The 18,263-nt window shown below is 63.1% G+C and carries 14 protein-coding genes; 10 read left to right on the forward strand and 4 right to left on the reverse strand.

Translation table 11 applies throughout. The features are described 5' to 3' along the window. The first annotated feature begins 13 nt into the window (after window positions 1-13). The 9 genes from WJ16_RS22985 (at window position 14) to WJ16_RS35015 (ending at window position 13,489) form a co-directional block, all read left to right on the forward strand. A complete protein-coding gene (locus tag WJ16_RS22985; RefSeq protein ID WP_069259375.1) occupies window positions 14-2,275 on the forward strand; it encodes a DUF2235 domain-containing protein in 2,262 nt (753 codons plus the stop codon). Between the two features lie 64 nt (window positions 2,276-2,339). Continuing rightward, a complete protein-coding gene (locus WJ16_RS33670; protein ID WP_076605995.1) occupies window positions 2,340-2,597 on the forward strand; it encodes a PAAR domain-containing protein in 258 nt (85 codons plus the stop codon). A gap of 3 nt (window positions 2,598-2,600) precedes the next feature. Next, window positions 2,601-3,902, forward strand: a complete 1,302-nt coding sequence (locus tag WJ16_RS22990; protein WP_208607021.1) for a hypothetical protein — start codon at window positions 2,601-2,603, stop codon at window positions 3,900-3,902. Continuing rightward, window positions 3,880-7,671 carry an ImcF-related family protein gene (locus tag WJ16_RS22995; protein WP_076605996.1) on the forward strand — a complete coding sequence of 1,264 codons (3,792 nt, stop codon included), beginning with the start codon at window positions 3,880-3,882 and terminating at the stop codon, window positions 7,669-7,671. The genes WJ16_RS22990 and WJ16_RS22995 overlap by 23 nt, the downstream gene beginning before the upstream one ends. Further along, the gene (gene tssA / locus WJ16_RS23000; RefSeq protein WP_069259377.1) at window positions 7,668-9,251 is read left to right on the forward strand and encodes a type VI secretion system protein TssA; all 1,584 of its coding nucleotides are present in this window, start codon (window positions 7,668-7,670) and stop codon (window positions 9,249-9,251) included. Before WJ16_RS22995 ends, tssA begins: the two co-directional genes overlap by 4 nt. Before the next feature lie 9 nt (window positions 9,252-9,260). Then, window positions 9,261-11,075 (forward strand): type VI secretion system baseplate subunit TssF, encoded by a 1,815-nt coding sequence (gene tssF, locus WJ16_RS23005; protein WP_069259378.1) that lies wholly within the window; start codon window positions 9,261-9,263, stop codon window positions 11,073-11,075. Then, window positions 11,039-12,196 (forward strand): type VI secretion system baseplate subunit TssG, encoded by a 1,158-nt coding sequence (gene tssG, locus WJ16_RS23010; RefSeq protein WP_208607022.1) that lies wholly within the window; start codon window positions 11,039-11,041, stop codon window positions 12,194-12,196. The genes tssF and tssG overlap by 37 nt, the downstream gene beginning before the upstream one ends. Window positions 12,197-12,209: 13 nt before the next feature. Continuing rightward, window positions 12,210-12,728 (forward strand): type VI secretion system lipoprotein TssJ, encoded by a 519-nt coding sequence (gene tssJ / locus WJ16_RS23015; protein ID WP_069259379.1) that lies wholly within the window; start codon window positions 12,210-12,212, stop codon window positions 12,726-12,728. Then, window positions 12,725-13,489, forward strand: coding sequence for a hypothetical protein (locus WJ16_RS35015; RefSeq protein WP_157126850.1), 765 nt, complete (start codon window positions 12,725-12,727; stop codon window positions 13,487-13,489). The genes tssJ and WJ16_RS35015 overlap by 4 nt, the downstream gene beginning before the upstream one ends. A 90-nt stretch (window positions 13,490-13,579) precedes the next feature. On the opposite strand, the gene catC is transcribed toward WJ16_RS35015, so the two are convergent. From catC to WJ16_RS23035, 3 genes are read right to left on the reverse strand one after another with little or no spacing between them, the layout of a single operon-like run. Further along, complete coding sequence (gene catC, locus WJ16_RS23025) at window positions 13,580-13,870, reverse strand: muconolactone Delta-isomerase (RefSeq protein ID WP_059601564.1); 291 nt, start codon at window positions 13,868-13,870, stop codon at window positions 13,580-13,582. Between the two features lie 43 nt (window positions 13,871-13,913). After that, window positions 13,914-14,816 (reverse strand): catechol 1,2-dioxygenase, encoded by a 903-nt coding sequence (gene catA, locus WJ16_RS23030; protein WP_069259380.1) that lies wholly within the window; start codon window positions 14,814-14,816, stop codon window positions 13,914-13,916. Window positions 14,817-14,847: 31 nt separating this feature from the next. After that, a complete protein-coding gene (locus WJ16_RS23035) occupies window positions 14,848-15,981 on the reverse strand; it encodes a muconate/chloromuconate family cycloisomerase (protein WP_069259381.1) in 1,134 nt (377 codons plus the stop codon). Window positions 15,982-16,072: 91 nt separating this feature from the next. Here WJ16_RS23035 and WJ16_RS23040 point away from each other — a divergent pair, with 91 nt between their 5' ends. Continuing rightward, a complete protein-coding gene (locus WJ16_RS23040) occupies window positions 16,073-16,963 on the forward strand; it encodes a LysR family transcriptional regulator (RefSeq protein ID WP_069259382.1) in 891 nt (296 codons plus the stop codon). 150 nt (window positions 16,964-17,113) lie between these two features. On the opposite strand, the gene andR is transcribed toward WJ16_RS23040, so the two are convergent. Next, window positions 17,114-18,073 carry an anthranilate 1,2-dioxygenase regulatory protein AndR gene (gene andR / locus WJ16_RS23045; RefSeq protein WP_069259383.1) on the reverse strand — a complete coding sequence of 320 codons (960 nt, stop codon included), beginning with the start codon at window positions 18,071-18,073 and terminating at the stop codon, window positions 17,114-17,116. Window positions 18,074-18,263 lie beyond the last annotated feature (190 nt).

Genomic DNA, 18,263 nt, shown 5'->3' on the forward strand with positions numbered 1-18,263 from the left:
GTCAGAGAGCGGCATGACTAATAAAACTCTCCTCGATTCATGTGATAGAACCCCGCCCGAAGTTCGTGCTGCGATAGGCGAGAATCAGAAGGCATACCCGAAAGACGACTGCATTCCGTGCGGTGCCGTTGTACATATCGGATTTTTCTTCGACGGATTCGGTCGTCATCGAGACCACGATGACAAGAACACTTCCCGATATTCAAACATTTGTCGCCTCTGGGAGGCTCATCGTGAAAACAAGGATCGACGTCAGAGGCAAGAGCCCAATCAGTTCTGGTATCGATTCTACTATTCTGGTCTCGGGACAGAGTTGAACAAGGAGGCGAGAGAGGGGCAAGTCGTCTCTGCGATATTTAAGCTCGGAAAGCAAGGAGCCGAAGCGGCAGCTTCGATCGGAGTTAACGTCGGCGAGAGCGTAACCGGCTTGAAACGGCTTCCCACCAATCCAAAAGATACTATTACGGAAGGATTCAAGAAGGGCCTCAAGGAATTCTCGTTTCGACCAGTCGTGCAGTCTTTCAAAGATCTGGTCGACTCAGTCGAATCCGCGCCGCGCAATATCGGCCGCGTGCTGCAACTGCAGCGTGACAACCGCTGGGTTCGACGCGGTCGCGCCGCTACGCGCGCGATTCTTTACGACGCGAAGAAGAATTTACCGTCAATCGCCCAAAGTGCCGCTAAATCGGTGTTCTTTGGCGTGGCGATCGATTCGATTCCATGGTTTCGTGACGACCGAGCCGTTGCGCGCGTATTTGGAACAGGTGTCGAGGATCGGATGGCGGCCGCGATGACGCAGTTTGAAAAATCAGTCGACGACGTCAAGCAGAAAATGCCGAAAGTCCAGCGGATTCAGATATCCATTTTCGGTGCAGATCGGGGTTGTGTTATTGCTCGGGCGCTGGCGAACGAGTTGACTCAAAAGTACAAGCGCCCGAGCGATACGAAGTTGGCTTATACAGATCCGAAAGATCCCAACCAAACGGCTATTCCGATCGAAATCAAGTTCCTGGGGCTGCTGGACGCCGTGTCGTCGGTGATGGAGGAAAACAAACTGCTCGGGATTGTGCCGATCCTTGGCCTGCTCAAACAGAACTACGGGGATCGCGACCTCGCGGTCCCGGCGTCGGTGCAGCGATGCGTGCATTTTGCTGCGGCACATGAACTGCGCTTCTATCAGCGGCTCGATAGTCTCGAGAACACGCGCGGACTTCAGTACCTCTATCCTGGAACGAGCGAAGACATCACCGGTGGCGCACCGCCTGGAACGCTTGGAGCACGTGCGGAACTGCAGCGAGTCGTTTTGCGTGACATGCTTAACGAAGCGGTTTCGCATGGTGTCGTGCTCGATACGATGGAAGATCTATTCAAGTTCAAGGGTGAAACGTTCATGAAATTTACCCTGGCAAAACCCATCTCCGACGGAAAATCCACCTACAAAATCGGAGAACTGATCGACGCCTATCGACAGATAGTCCCTTACGTCGCACGTCTGAATTTTCTTGAACACATGCAGGTTTTCCTGCGCTGGATGGCAGTTCGCTACCAGTCGCCGGCATTTCGCTACCAGTCGCCGGCATTTCGCGCAACCGTGACGAGCGGCTTCGATGACCTCGCCGCCCGGCATCGGGTACTTCTGAAGGAACGCAACGATGCAGAGGCAGCGTATCTCGCGCTGCGCAATCAGCGGCCGGCTGCGGATCGAGAGACGCTTGGCAGGGCCTATGCGCGCTGGCACAACGCGGTGTTGCCGGAAATGAACGCCGGTCGCGACGCGGGTATCGAGCAAAAGCGCCCCTCCGTAGGCGTCTGGGACCGCATCCAAAGCGAATCGGAAGAACTGATGCAACGCGAATCCCGGCAAGCGGGACTGCAAAAATCGGCAGATCTTGTGCGCGAAATGGCTCAGGACGGTTCATTGCCGTGGGACGCGGACCCGGAGTTCAGCGCTTCGATGATCGAGGCGTGGATGATGACGCCGGAACAGGAAGCGCTGATCCAGGCGTGGAAGATGGGCCTGAGCGGCAAGAACCCGCTGCCGCCCAAAGTCATGGCGCTATTCGACTTGCTGGTTCACGACACGATGCTGACGAGCTGGCACGACCATGTGCTGTCGTCGAATCTGTATTTCCAGACACGTGCTATCGACACCTTCGGCGCCAGCGATTACGTCGACGAGGACAAGACGCGCAAGCGCGAAGAACAGCACGGTGAGCGCGTCAGGCAGGTCAGCGAGGCGATGAAGCCAGCTGCCCGGTTGCCGGGGCGCTTATAACCCAATATCAATTTCGCTCACTGTCGAATTGCAGTGGCGATTCCAGTTTATTTCGGGGGTACATATGGCGGGCATCGTGCGCGTCGGAGACAGCCATACCGGCGGTGGCCATGTAACGGCCGGCTCGAATACACGTTTTTTCATGGGTCGTCCGCTTGCTCGACTCCACGATCCCGTTACTTGCCCGCAACACGGCGACAACCGTATCGCGACGGCAACTTCGGGTGCGTTCGATGACGGTCTGGAAGTCGCTCAACACGATGATTTGTGCGAGTGCGGGTGCCGTTTGATTTCTTCTCTTCCGAATAGCGGGCGCCGTTAATCGATGGCACTGGATTTCTCGTCCCTTCCGCCTGAGAAGCCGGCCCCTGATGAATCGCCGTCGCGAATTCTCTGGGCTGCGGTGTTCATTGTGCTGACAGTGGCTGGCGTATTGGTGGTGTTGATGCTATGGCCGGAGGGCGAACCGACTTATACGCCGTGGTTCTGGGTATGCGTCACCGTCTATCCGACGGTTTTTTCCGCCTTCGTGGTGTCTCGGCGCTATCGGGCGCACGAACTCGAATGCGCGAAAGTTCAAGCCTGGAATGATGCGACCAGAAAGTACAAAACGCAGGCTTTTGCGCGCGAGAGCGTGCCAATGCTGGTTCTTGCGGCGGCTGCCCGTGTAACGGCTGACGATACGGAAAATGGCATCGAACAGATCGTCGATGGAACGCTGAAGCTAAGCGCCAAGGCTTCGGAGCAGAACGAAAACGAATCGGTTTCAGCAAGATGGTTCGAGCCGATCGAAGCTTGCCTGGCCGCTGACGATCCGGAGCGTCATGCAGAGGTCCTCGGATGGCTGTACGAGCGACTGTTGAACGATCTGAAGAAAACCCTCAATGCGCTCCCTGCGGACCTGCCGCTACGCGTCTTGCTCGATATTTCCGGCTATGTCGGAGGCCACGACGTGGTCGAGCTGTGGCGGGCGGAATGGAGGCGCCACGAGTTGCGCTTCGCGAGAACGGACCGTGCGGCCGAACCGCTCGACCTGATGGCGCTCGATGCCTGGCTTGACGATCGGAATGGGTCGTTGCATCAGCATGCGGTCTTGCTCGTATCCGTGGCGCTCAACAAAGCGATTGCAGAGCAACCCGCGCCCGGATCGGCTGAGGCCGCGGTCGGATTGTTGCTGATTTCCGATGTCCTTGCGTCGCGTTTCGAATTGCGGCCGATCGCTGCATTCCATCGTCCGCGGCGAGCCGGCCATGACGATCCCGGCCACGCGCTGACCTATGGGCTTCAGTGGGGCGATGCGGCGCCGAACGATGTCGGAGCGCTGTGGATGACTGGGCTTGATAGTGCAGCGGCAGGCTTCCTGCGCACGGCACTGAGAGCGGACAGTCCGGAAGGAAAGAAAGACGGAGTGGTTCCGGAGTTTGACCTCGATCGAATCGTCGGCAACGCGGGAATCTCGGCAGGATGGCTTGCGGCAGCTTGCGCAACGTATATGGCTTGTCAATCGCCAAAGCCGCAGGTGATCGCACAGCGCGACGAATGCCATGTGCTGATCGCTGTCGTGAAGAACCTGAATAACGCATCAACAACACACGCACTTCCGAATGAACCGGATTTTCAAACTTGACTTGTTCGGGGCTCTTGCCGTTGTCGTTCTTCCAGGGCTGATCGTATGGAGGCGACCGCACTGGATGGGGGTGGCCGAAGCGGATCGAGGAGTGGCGCTCGTCATTTTGTGCGCCATCTTCGTGGCAATCCTGTTGATTTTCAGCTTCAGTGACTCGTCTCGGCCGGCAAACGGCTGGCGTGCCGTGAAGAAGTGGGTCAATGATCGCGCTCGTCACACGCCTGCTCCGTCGGGAAGCGGTCCGACGGTCAATGTTGCGACTCGTGCCGACTTGCTTACGCAGGTCCTGAGGGAGCGGCACGGCTGGCGATGGCGTTATTGCGATCGCTGGGTGCTGGTCGTCGGCGACTATCCGCTCGTCCGGCGGCTCGCGCCGGGCTTGGCCGATTCCGGCTACGCGATGCGTGGCAATACGGTCATGCTGTATGCGAGGAAAATTGACGACAAACTCGATACGGAATGGCTCGATCGGATTCGTCGCCTGCGCCGCCGCCGTCCGATCGATGCGATTGTGGCCATCACCCGTCAACGAAGTGCCGGCGATGCAGCGTTCGACGTGGATGGACTCGCCTCACAGCTTGCTCGCTTTGCACGCACGTTGCGTTGGGCCGCGCCGGCCTATCTGCTGGATGTTACGGACTTTGGGAGCAAACGTGCCAGTCCGGACGAAGCGATGGGCTTCACGTGGACGAACACGCACGTGAGCGAGGCGACGATTGACGAATCGCTGCGAAATCTCGTCGACCACCTCTCGGACACGGGTGTCGCGCGCTTGGCTGCGAATGCCGATGATCGTTACCCTGCCGAACTGGCGCAGCATGTTTCAAGGTTGCACGGAGCGCTATCCGACCTGCTGCATCGAACGGCTGAATCCGCTATTTCGAGACATACGCTTCACGGGTTGATGTTTGCGCCCCTATTCAAAGATCGCGCATTGATGTCTCCGGAATTCGATTTGGTGGATGGCGATTCGAAGGGGAGCGATCCGTCGCACAGTCACCAACACCGAACCCTCTGGCAAACCATCGCCGACCACAGCCGCAACGTCCACGGCCGCCGCGTCGGCTTTTCGCCGTCGACCGCCGCAGCGTGGATGGCGATCGCCGTGATCGGCCTCTGGCTCGCCGGCACGATGCTGTCCGGCTTCGTCAACCGCGCAACGATTGGAAGTGCCGCAGACACGCTCTCGAAGCTCAAGGGAACCCAGAATCTCACACAGTCACTGCAAACGCTCACCGACCTTGACCGACAGATCGACACGCTTGAAGCTCACCAGCGCACCCGCGCACCGCTGAGTGCCCGCTTCGGCCTGAATCGCGATCACGCATTGCTCGATGCCCTCTGGCCGCACTATGCCGATGCGGCAAACCGCATTCTCGTCGCCCCCATCCGCCAGAAACTCGAGTCCCGACTGCATCAACTGGCATCGCTCTCCGATGCAGAAATCGCCAACAGCGGCGATACCCAGGTGCAGGCCGCGTACGACACGCTCAAAACCTATCTGATGCTCGCGAAACCGGAGCGCGCGGTGGCTGCATTCCTGGCACCGCAGCTCGTCGCGACGTCCATGCCCGCGCGCCCCGTCAATTCATCGTTGTCCCCGGGCAGATGGGAGGACTTGCGGCAGCAAGCCATTACATTCTTCACGAACCATCTGGGGCCCGGCGCGAAGTCGGCGTCGGCTGCGTTGGCAATCGCACCGGACAGTACGTTGATCGCAGCGACGCGCCAGACGGTGATCGGCGTTCGGGGCATTCAGAATTCCCGGGACGCGGTCTACCAGCAGATCCTCGACGAAGCGGCACCGAAGTACCCGCCGGTATCGCTCGCCACGCTGCTGGGTGACGCAGCATCCCAGGCCGGTACAAGCGGCGCGACAAGCCGCGGCTTGTTCAACACGACCATGACCATACCGGGCGTATTCACGCGCGCAGCATGGGACGAACGGATCGCCAAGGCCATCGACGAAGCCGGCGAGCAACACGACGTGTCGAGCGACTGGGTGCTTTCCGATACCAAGGCCGCCGGCCAGTCCTTGTCGACACTAAAGAACGAACTGCGCCAACGCTATTTCGACGACTATGCGCGCGCCTGGGCACAATTCCTCAACAGCGTGCGCTGGCAACCGGCACCGACGCTTTCCGCCACGGCCGATCAATTAACCTTGCTGGGTGATCCGCAACGCTCGCCGCTCGTCGCGCTGATGAACGCGATCGTCTATCAGGCGGGAACGGGAGCCAATACTCAGTCGCTGTCCGACACGCTGATCAGCAAGGCGCAGCAACTCGTCGGCGGCGACGAAAAGGATCCGTCGAAGCAGGTCAAGCCGCCGCTCGCGCCGCTGGCCGCGGCGTTCGGGCCGATCCTGCGCCTGACCGGCAGCGATCTCCTCTCCGGTGAGCCGGCCAACGGCAAAACCGCCGCCGCGCAAATGGCTGCAACCGGCGACCTGAGCCTCGCCCGCTATCTGGAGCGCATCACGGCCATGCGCCTGAAGACGTCGCAGATTGTCTCGAGCGCCGATCCGGATGCGGTTGCGCGACTGGCCGCCCAGTCGGTGTTGCAGGGCAAGACGTCCGATATCGCCGACAGCCGCGACTATGCCAGCCGGGTTGCAGCGAGCCTCGGCGAGCAATGGTCCGGCTTCGGCGCGCTGTTCCGCGCGCCGTTCGATCAGGCATGGCAGGTCATCGTGCAGCCGGCCGCGTCGAGCCTGAACGAAATCTGGCGCACGGCGATCGTGGCCGACTGGAACAAGTCGTTCGGCGGCCGCTATCCGTTCGCGGATTCGGACAACGATGCGTCGCTGCCCGAGATGGCGCGCTTCATGCGGCCGGATGGCGGCGTGATCACGCAATTCGTGACGACGCAGCTCGCCGGCGTCATTGAGCGGCAGGGCGACCGCTGGGTGCCTGCGCAGGGCACCGATTCCGGTGCGCTGACGATCGATCCGGGTTTCCTGAGCGGATTGAACAAACTCACGCGCATTTCGACGGTGCTGTTCCCGTCCGGCGATGCACGCGTGCGCTATGAGTTGCAGGCGGTGCCGACGCCGGGCGTTACCGACATGCGATTCGTGTTGTCCGGCCGTGAATTGCACTACTTCAACCAGAAGCAGGAATGGACGCCGTTCGAATGGCCCGGCCAGTCGCTCGAAAACCTGTCGCATATCGAATGGCAGACGGAGCAGGGCGGCTTGCGGGCGGCGCTCGATTCGCAGGGGCGCTTCGGACTGATTCGCCTGTTCGAGCGAGCGAAGGTCACGCAACAGGACAACGCACGCTACCTGCTGACCTGGACGCCGGATACGAGCCAAGGCATCCCGCTGAAGGTGCAACTGCGCAGCGAGGTGGGCGCGGGCCCGCTCGACGTTCTCCAGTTGCGCAACTTCGTGCTGCCTGCACGGATTTTCATGACCGGGGCGGCGAGCGCCGGGCCGAAGGTGTCGACGGCCAGTCCGCCGCCGTTGCCGGCCGCGGCGATTGCCGCGGCCAGGCACGCCGCCGTGCCGTTGCCGCCGGGGCTGCCGGCTGCGATGACGTGGCCGGATGAAGCGACGCCGGTGGAGGCCGGGAAGGAGCCCCGTCAGACGACCGCGATAGCTGAAGCACGTCCGAGCGCGTCCGTCGAGAAACCACCAACGAGCGAGCCGCGGATGGCGCTGTCTTCGCTGGCGACGACTTCGGCATCTTCCGATGTCCCCACCAAACCGTTCGGATACGCCCTCCGTTTGCTGGGCGACGTATTTGCGTTCCGAGACCTGCCATGACGCTTGCCAATTTCGTAAAGACACTTGTAGGCGGTCCTCGCGTCGATTCGCTGCATGAATCCCGACAGACTGCCTGGGCGGCATGGCTGGTTCCGATACCCGGGGAGCAAGCATGTGGCCGCGATCCCGGTTACGAGGATGCGTTCTTCGAACTGAAGGACGAGGCAAACAAGCTGTCGGGAATCGACGACGGACTGATCGTCCGCACCTGCGAGCAATTGCTCAAGGAAACCGGGAAGGATCTGCGACTGGTCGGCTACTACGCGTTTGCGAGATTGCGGCAGGACGGTCCGGCCGGCTTTGCCGACGGACTCGAGCTGGCTGCTTCGCTCGTCGACCGGTTCGGCGAGGCCGTGCTGCCCGCGCGGTTCGAGGCGAAGCGGGCGGCGCTGGAAATGCTGGCGACTTCGCGCATGATCGACACGCTGGACAGCCGCGGCGACTTTGCGACAGCCGATCTCGAACGTGCGCTTGCTGCGCTCGACGTGCTCGTCGAACAGACAGGAAACTGGCCCGAAGCCGCACGCCCGAATCTGCAGCCGCTGGTTGCCCGTTTCGAGCGCAAGGAGGAACCGGCTCGCGGTGCGAATCCGGGCGCGATCCCGCCGCAAAGGACTGCGCCGGTTCCCGTGTCGAACGGGGCGATCGCGTCGACGCGCGACCTGCTCGATCAGGCACGTTCGATGGCGGCGTGGTTGCGGGAGCGGGAAAACGGCTACTTGCCGTCGGTACGCGTCGTGCGCAGCGTTCGCTGGGACACGTTGCACGACGTGCCGCCGTCGGATACCGCATCGCACACGCGTCTGGCACCGCCACGTGCCGAATTGCGCCAGCAGATGAAGCGTCTCGTGCTGCAGAAGCACTGGCACGAACTGCTCGAGCGCGTGGAAGGCGCGTTCATGGAAGGCGTGAATCACCTGTGGTTCGATCTGCAGTACTTCCAGCATGTCGCGCTCGATCACGTCGGCATGCCGTACAGCGCGTGGCGCGAACTGCTGCGCGCCGACTTCGCGCTGTTTCTCGAACGACTGCCGGGCATCGAGCGCCTGACATTCAGCGACGGCACGCCGTTCGCCGACGACACGACACTCGAATGGATTGCGCGCTACGCGGTCGTGCGCGATTTGGAGGCGGGCGAGACGGTCGCGCCGTTGCCCGTTTTCGCCGATAGCGAAAGCGACGCCGCCGGCGACTGGCCGGAGATCGAAACCCAGGCCCGTGAACTGGCCGCGCGCGAAGGCATCGAGACGGCCTTCGCATGGCTCGAAACGCTGCCGGGGATGAAGACCGATCGCCATCGCTACTTGCAGCGGTTCGTGATGGCGCGTCTGGCCGATCATGCCGGCCGGCCCGATACATCGTTCGCGCTGCTGGCCGAACTCGACGCGTCCACCCGGTCGCTGCCGCTGATGCGCTGGGAGCCGGCGCTGACGTTCGATGTCAAGCAGCAACTGATGAAAGCACTGAAGGCGATGAGCAACCGCAAGGATGCCGACAAGCCGGCACTCGTGCGACGCATCGCAGAACTGCAGGCCGAGCTAACCGTGCTCGATCCCGCCCGCGCATTGACTTTGTCGTAACGGATTCTCATGGACAAAAACGATCCCATCCTGCGCTACTACGAAGCGGAAATGCGCTACCTGCGTGAATCCGGCAAGGAATTCGCGAAGGCGCATCCCGACCGTGCGCGCCTGCTCAATCTCGACCGTGTCGGCGATCGCGATCCGTACGTCGAACGTCTGTTCGAAGGTTTTGCGTTCCTGACCGGCAGGCTTCGCCAAAAACTCGACGACGAGTTGCCCGAACTCACCGAAGGGCTCGTCAGCCTGTTGTGGCCGCACTATCTGCGGATGATTCCGTCGCTGTCGATCGTTGAGCTGACGCCAGTCGCCGAGACACTGCAGAAAACGGTAGTCGTGCCGGCCGGCGTGCCGGTGCGTTCCGCGCCGATCAACGTGCCTTCCCCGAGCGGCGCGGAAGGCGTCGCGCCGCGGGCGGTGCAATGTCTGTATCGGACGACGCAGGCTGTCGCGCTGCAGCCGATCTCGATCACGCATGCCGGGCCGGCCGTGCGTCACGACGGCCGCTCGGTGATTCGCGTCGGCTTCGCGTTGCAAGGATCGGCGCTGCGCAAGGAGACGGATCTGTCGCGGCTGAGGCTGCACCTGAACGCCGATCTGCCGACCGCGTTCGCGATGCATCTCGCGTTGACGCGCCAGGTCGATTCGATTCATTGGCGCGTTCCGGAAATACGCGATGGCGAATCCGTGCCGCTCCCGGGCGTCACGATCGAGCCGGCGGGATTTTCGACGGAAGAACGGCTGTGGCCCAAAGCCGACGCGGCGTTTTCCGGATATCAGCTGCTGCTCGAATACTTCACGTTCCGCGAAAAATTCCTGTTCGTCGATTTGTGTGGACTGGAGGTCACGAAGCTGCCCGAGAAATCGACCCGCTTCGAACTCGAGATCGTTTTGAAGGCAGCTTACCCGTCGGATCAGCGGTTCAACGTCGATAACGTTCGACTGTTCTGTTCGCCGGTGATCAACCTGTTCGAACTGGATGCCGAGCCGATCGAGATCGACCATCACGAAACCGAATATCGCGTGGTGCCGGCCGGTCATCAGGGCGAGCATGTCGAAACGTATTCGGTCGATGCAATCGCGACGTTCGACCACGATACGGCCGAGCGATACGAATACGTGCCGTTTGCGACGTTCCGGCACCGCGGCGGCATGCTGCGGCACGAAGCGCCGGAACGCTATTTCCACACACGTGTGCGCTCGGGCGTGTCGGGGCTGCACGAAATGTGGGTGATTCTCGGCGGTCATGCGTGGGAAACGATGGATACGCTTCCCGAGGAAAGCCTGTCGCTGCGCGTGACGGGCACGAACGGGCTGCTGCCGCGCAAGGGCTTGCGCGAAGCGAGCCTCGACGAACTCGCGGCCAGCACGCCGAACGTCGCGGGTGTACGCAATCTCGTCTCGCCGACGTTGCCGCTGTATCCGCCGACGGAAGATCGCTTCCAGTGGCGCGTGCTCTCGCATCTCGCGCCGAACTTCCTGTCGATGATGAATGCGGAAGTGCTGCGCGGCGCGTTGGCGCTGTACGACTGGACGAACGAGGAACTGAACCGGCGTCGGCTTGCCGGCATCCTGCATGTATCGCAGGAAATGATCGAGGAGGTGTCGGGCGGGGCGGTCGAGCGCGGCGTGCTGATCGAGGTCACGCTCGATACCCATGCGTTCTCCGGTGAAGGCGACGTGATGCTGTTCGGCGAACTGCTGCACCGATTCTTCGGTGCGTATGCGGAAATCAATCTGTTCACGAAGCTGGCGATCGTCAGCCTGCCGTCCCGGTCGCGGACGGAATGGTCGCGCAGCAAGGCACAGCGGGCACCGCTATGAGCGCGTCGATCGGTCGGGCGAGTAACGAAATCACCGTGTCAAACGGCCTGCCGCCCGTGGCCGCAAGACTGTTCGAACGCGCACCGAAGATGACTTTCATGCAGTTCTGCCGTCTGCTGGAGGCATGTGCGCCCGAACGTCCCGGGCTCGGCACGCGCGACACGCCGGAGCACGAGCCGGTGCGGTTCCGGCCGCGTCCGCGGTTGGGGTTTCCGGCGGCCGAGGTGGCCGCTGTCGAATTCGACGACGAGCACATGGATGCACCTCCGACCGTGCGTACGACTTTCATGGGGCTCTACGGTGTCGATGCGGCCATGCCGTCGCACACGATCGACGAGATCGCGTTGCGGGAAGAGGGACATCAGGCGGTCGAGGCGTTTCTCGATCCGTTCAATCACCGCGCGGCAACGCTGCTGTATCGCGCATGGAAGAAATACCGCTACGCGGAGCGCTTTCGGGCCGGCGGTATCGACGATTATTCGCAGAGCCTGCTGTGTCTGGCGGGATTCGGCTGGGGTGACAAGCCGTCGCGGGCGGGCTTGCCGGATTCGCGGATGCTGGCGTTGCTGGGGTTGTTGATCCAGCGCACGCGTACGTCCGAAGGGCTGGCCGGCGTGGTGGCGCTTGCGGCGCCGGGGGCCGATGTTCGTGTCGACGAGTTCTGGGCCGTAACGACGAACACCGGCCGACCGACGCCGTTGACGTCGGCGAAGCCGGATGCGGAAGCGCTTTCGGACGGGCAGCGCCACGGGCTCGGTGGCGGCCATGTGCTCGGCAGGCGTCTTGCGTATCGGAGCCGGGCCGTGTGTTTGACGGTGCGACCGGCCGATGCGCAACAGGCTCAGGATTTGTTGCCGGGCGCATGGCTGCATCGGGAGGTGATGGCATTCATCCGGCTGTATGTCGGCACCAAGGCCGACGTGCATTTGCGGATGAGCGTGTCGACACGGTTCGTTCCGCTCCCGACCGTCGGCGTCGAACGTCGCGATCCCGCGCCGCGCCTTGGCTGGACGACGGTGTTGCCGTCAATCGACGACCGCCTGATCGATATCGCGCTCGGCGTGTGCGAGGCGTTTCCCGCACCCGGCCCCGACCCGCAACTCGCGTCGCACGCAACCTGATTCCGGAGTGTCCATGTTCCATCGAGTGAGTGCGGCGACCGCTGCCGCCGTATTGCTGCTGTCAGGGTGTGGTGCCTGGCAGTCGGTGTCGGACGCGTCGTCGAATGCGTATCGCGCCGTATTTTTCAAGCAGGTGAAGGTGCTTGACGTCGATTTGACTGCGCGCGCGGCGTTGAACCCGGACGATGCGGGCCGACCGACATCGGTTGCCGTTCGTGTCTATCAGTTGAAGGATCGCAAGTTGTTCGACGCTGCGTCGTATGAGGATCTGCTGAAGAACGATCGGGCCGTGCTGGCTCAGGATCTGCAGGCCGATATGTCGGCTGTTGTAAACCCCGGCGCTTCGTCGAGCTTGTCTCAACCGATGCAACGCGAGACGGCGTATGTGGCGATCGTTGCGTTGTATCGCGCCCCCGGAGCCGCCGGAGACTGGAGACGAGTTATCGAGAAAAAGAAGCTTGATCCGGATAAGCCTTTACGCCTCGACCTGACGTCGAGCAGATTACAGATGACGGAGGACATGCCTAAGTGAAAGTCGCGCAATCTATTCTGAGTGGGAGCAAGCCCTTTGGGTTCTCTAAACAGCTAGGACTGGCAATTTGGCTTGGCGCCATCGTGTCCGTTCGCGTGGCGGCTCAAGATGTACCGTCCCCACTCATCGTGCCGCTCGCTGGAAAGCCCGAAGACTTTGTTCCAAAGGGCTGGAAGCTCGAATTTCAGACGAAGGGCGATCTGAACGGCGATGGCCGCGACGATCTTGCGCTGGTTCTGCGTGACAATGATCCCGCGAACGTGATATCTGATGACGGCATGTGCGAGAGTCCGTTCGACGCGAATCCGCGCATCCTTGTCGTCGCCTTTGCACAGCCAGATGGGCAGTACGCTCTCGCGCTGCGAAACGAAACGCTGATACCGACCCGGGAATCACCGTGTCTGGCGGATGCCTTGGAAGAGGGGAACGTGAGCATCGACCGGGGTACGTTGCAGGTCGGGCTGGGTCGCTTTGCCAGCGCTGGGAGTTGGGAAATGGGATCGACCACCTATACGTTTCGGTGGCAGGATCGGAATTTCATGCTGATCGGCTATGACAACTTCTCGGTGATGCGTAATACGGGCGCCGTGCGTACGCTCAGTGTGAACTACTCGACGGGCAAGGCCAAAATGTCGATCGGGCGTGTGTCCGACGACCGCGAACGCACTCGATGGGTAAAGCTGCACGCGCCGCGTCGCTGGACGCTCGACCAAGTCGGCGATGGGTTCGAATTCGCCCAGTCGTTGCCGACAGTCGAATAGTCGTTCATGCAGGTTTGCGTAGCGCCACCGCGACACCATGTCACGCGGCTCATGCCGCCGGATACCCGGCAGCATGAGCCGCTGCCGGATTCACCGATCGTCGTCCCGAATGGAAGAAGGATGCCGGCACAGCGCCCGCACTTCCATCTCCATATACGGAAACAGCGGCAACTGGCTGAGCAGGTCATGCAGCTGCTGCACGCTTTCCACATCGAAGATGCTGACGTTCGCATACTGCCCGGCGATCCGCCACAGATGCCGCCAGGTGCCTTCGTTCATCAGCCGCTGGCACATCGCCTTTTCCTCGGCCTTCAGCGTGGCCGCCTTGACCGGGTCCATGTCCGTCGGCAGACGGACGGTCATTTCCACATGAAACAGCATCCTGCACTCCTTGCGTTGTCGATTCGTCGAACGGAAAGGCCGCTCAAGCCTGCGCGCGGGCCCGCTCGACTTCGCTCGCCGGCACGTCCTGCTTTTCCTTGAGCAGCGAGAAATCGAAGTCGATCAGCGCGAACTGCCCGTCGACGCCATACGGTTTGCCTTCCGCGCCTTCGGCCTGCTTCACCGGCGGGATCAGCCCGTCGCGCGTCGCGAACGCGAAGTCGTCCCACAGATGCGGATCGCCGTCGATGTTGATCTGCGTCGTCAGCTTACGATAACCGTCCGCCGAAACGAAGAAGTGAATGTGCGCCGGACGATGCCCGTGGCGGCCGAGCTGGTCGAGCAGTTGCTCGGTCTTGCTGCCCGGCGGCACGCTGTAGCCGACCGGCAGCACGCTGCGGAAGCTGTAGCGGCCGTCGGCATCGGTGCGGATCGAGCGGCGCAGGTTGAACGCGGGCTGCGATTGATCGAAATACGAGTAGTTGCCGAGATGGTTCGCGTGCCACACCTCGACCAGTGCGTTCGCGAGCGGCACGCCGTCCTGGCCGAGCACCTGGCCGCGCATGATCAGCGTCTGGCCCGGATCGGTGCCGTCGTCGAGGCGCGCATGGCCGACCGACTCCGGCGCGCCGGCGACATACAGCGGCCCTTCGATCGTGCGCGGCGTGCCGCCCTGGATGCCGGCCTTTTCCTCGGCTTCGTCCATGCGCACGTCGAGGAAGCGCTCGAGGCCGAGGCCCGCGGCGATCAGCCCGAATTCGCGGCCGGCTTCGTTCAGAAAGTTCAGGGCCGTCCAGAATTCGCTCGGCTGCACGTCGAAGTCCTCGATCGTGTAGCAGATGTCCTTCACGATCCGGTTGACGATCGCGCGCACGCGCGGGTTGCCCGGCTTCTCGGCGGCGTCGTCGAAGGTCTTCAGCAGTGCATCGATGGCTTGCTTGTTCATCTGTGTCTCCGGTTTCGGTTGTCGTGTGGGGTCAGCGGGCGTCGCGTCGCATCCGTTCGATGCGGGCCCAGTCGAAGGTGATGCCGAGGCCGGGCGTCGCCGGCAGGTGCAGCTTGAAATCCGCGTAGCGCAGCGGCTCGACGAGGATTTCCTCGGTGAGCAGCAACGGGCCGAACAGCTCGGTGCCCCATTTCAGCGAGTCGAACGTGCTGAACAGTTGCGCGGACGCCATCGTGCCGGCCGCACCTTCGAGCATCGTGCCGCCGTACAGTTCGATGCCGGCCGCCGCCGCGATCGATGCCACGCTCGCCGCGCCCTGCAGGCCGCCCGACTGCGCGATCTTCACCGCGAACACGTCGGCCGCGCGATCCTGCGCGAGCGCGAACGCATCGACGGGGCCGTGCAGCGCCTCGTCGGCCATGATCGGCACGTGCGCGAGCTGCGTGAGGCGCTTCAGCCCCGCGCGGTTGGTTGCCGCGATCGGTTGCTCGACGAGGCTCACGCCGGCTTCCGCCAGGCGCGCACCGGCCCAGATCGCGTCGGTCTCGCTCCATGCCTGGTTTACGTCGACGCGCACGTCGCCGCGATCGCCGAGCGCACGCTTGATCGCAATCACGTGAGCGACGTCGTCGGCGACCGCGTTCGAACCGATCTTCAACTTGAATGCGCGATGGCGGCGCGCATCGAGCATCGCCTCGGCTTCCGCGATGTCGCGTTGCGTGTCGCCGCTCGCGAGCGTCCATGCGACATCGACCGCGTCGGTCCGGCGGCCGCCGAACAGTTCCGACAGCGGCACGCCGAGGCGGCGCGCCTGCGCATCGAACAGCGCGGTCTCGACCGCGCACTTCGCGAAACGGTTGCCCTGGAACAGCTTGCGGGCACGCGCGAGCGCGGCACCCGGGCGCGTCGCGTCCATGCCCTGCAGCAGCGGCGCGAAGTAGGTGTCGATGTTGACCTTGATGCTTTCCGGGCTCTCCTCGCCGTACGCGAGGCCGCCGATGGTCGTCGCTTCGCCGACGCCTTCGATACCGTCCGTGCATCGAACGCGGACCAGCACGAGGGTCTGGCAGTTCATCGTGGCGACCGACAATTTGTGGGGCCTGATCGTCGGCACGTCGACGAGCAGCGTGTCGATGCGTTCGATGGTGGCGGCAGTTGCTATCATGCGATTCCTCCTGTTGGTGCACATGGTAGGAATTCCCGCCCCGCGTCGTCCAACACTCTTTCCGACTACTTCCATACCTTTGAGGCATGAAATGGAATTGCGTCAGCTCCGCTACTTCATCGCCGTCGCCGAGGAAATGAACATCACGCGGGCGGCCGAGCGGTTGCACATGACGCAGCCGCCGCTGAGCCGCCAGCTCCAGGCGATCGAGGACGAGATCGGGTTGCCGCTGTTCGAGCGCGGGGCGCGGCCGCTGAAGCTGACCGATGCGGGGCGCGTGTTCTATGCGCAGGCGAAGCGTCTGGTCGACCAGGCCGACGAACTCGGCCCGCTCACGCGGCGGCTCGCGCAGCTGTCGGAGCGGATCGTGATCGGTTTCGTGCCGTCGACGTTGTACGGCGCGCTGCCGGACGTGATCCGTGCGTTTCGCGAGGCGCAGCCGGACGTCGAGCTGTCGCTGATCGAAATGTTCACGCTCGAACAGCTCGGCGCGCTGAAGGGCGGGCGGATCGACGTGGGGTTCGGCCGGCTGCGCTTCGACGACGACCAGCTGGTGCGCGAGGCGCTGATCGAGGAGAAGCTGATTGCGGCGCTGCCGGTCGGGCATCCGCTCGCCGATCCGGGCCGGCCGCTGACGCTCGCGGATATCGCGAACGAGACATTGATCGTCTATCCGAGCACGCCGCGGCCGAGCTTCGCCGATCAGCAGCTGTCCGCGCTGCGCGACGGCGCGCTGGTGCCGGCGGCCGTTCACGAAGTGCGCGAGCTGCAGACGGCGCTCGGGCTCGTGGCCGCGCAGGTCGGCGTGTCGCTGGTGCCGGAGAGCGTGGAAGGCGTGCGCGTGAAGGGGGTTGTCTATCGACGGTTGCCGGAGCCGGCCGCGACGTCGCCGATCATCATGAGCCGCCGGCTGCACGGCGAAAGCGCGGCGACGGCCGCGTTTTGCGCGATTGCGCGAGAGATGATCGCCGCGGCGGGGTGACTCGGCGTTGATTCCATAAATCGCAACTAACTGTCATTTTCGGCATCCGCTGCCGAATGTGGAAAAGGGCGGCGCGATGCCGTGCCGGCGCTTGCCACACGACCGGCAAGTCGTCGCGTGGAAGCGTCCGGCCCGCCGCCTTGACAACGATTACCGCTGCCCGTCGAGCGTCTCCGACGGCGATTCGCCGAACTTCTCCCGATACGCGATCGCGAACCGTCCAAGGTGCGTAAACCCGCAATCGAGCGCGACATCGGCGATCCGCCGGCCGGACGCCGCGCCGCGCAGCAACTCGCGCGCATGGTCGAGCCGTGTCGCACGCAGGTATTGCATCGGGCTCATCCCGCGGAACTGCAGGAACGCGTCGCGCAGCGTGCGTTCCGGCACGTTGGCGGCCTGAACGATATCGGCGAGCTGCAGCGACTGCGCGTAGTGCGCGTTCACGAACTCCTGCGCGCGGCGCACGAAGCCCGGCGCCGGGTCGCGGTGCGACGCCCGCAGCACGGACGGCGGATGGCCCTCGATCAGCAGGTCGATCAGCAAGTGCTCGAGCTGCGACGCCACACGCGGGTTCGCATTCGCGCGTTCGAGCAGTTCAGGCGAGCGTGCGACCAGCATCAACTGCTGGCGCCACGCGGCGAGTGCGGCGTCGCTGACGTGCAGCACGGGGTCGAGCGTCGCACGCGGGTCGCCGGTCAGCGAACCGACGGTCGCCGCGTCGATGCGCAGCACGAACTGCTCGCAATCGGCCGACAGCACCGCGTCGAAGCGCTCGCCGGGTGCGCACAGCACGCCGGTCTGGCCGTCCACGCCGAGCTGCCGCCCCATCGCGCGCACCTCGGCCTGGCCGGACAGGCAGAACATCAGCAGGTAATAGCCGTCGACCGCGTCGACCTGTACGCGCATCGCGTCGCCGAACGCGATCGTGCCCATCCCGAGCCCGCCGAGCCGGACGAAATCCATGTGCGATGCGCCGCGCCCGCGGCCGCCCGGCAGCAGCGCGTGCGGCTGCATCACGCGCGAGATCCGCTCGCGCGTCTCGTCGAGATCGCGGGACTCGAACAGCCGGTGCGCGCGCAGCGCGAGCGGCTCGAACGACGTTGGGGACATGGGCATCGGCCTTGGAGTAGACGGCGTGCGCTTCGATCCGATCAATGGGTCTCGATCGTGCGCCGGTCGCGTGTGCCGTCATGCTAGCGCAGAAATCCGCCGAAAGTGGATATTGCGCCGCCGCAATCGCACTTTCCGGATAGACGGCGAATATTAGCTTTTCAAAAATCGGCTCCATGCAATCAACGAA

It is taken from the genome of Burkholderia metallica (genome assembly GCF_001718555.1).
In the GTDB taxonomy this organism is placed as follows: domain Bacteria; phylum Pseudomonadota; class Gammaproteobacteria; order Burkholderiales; family Burkholderiaceae; genus Burkholderia; species Burkholderia metallica.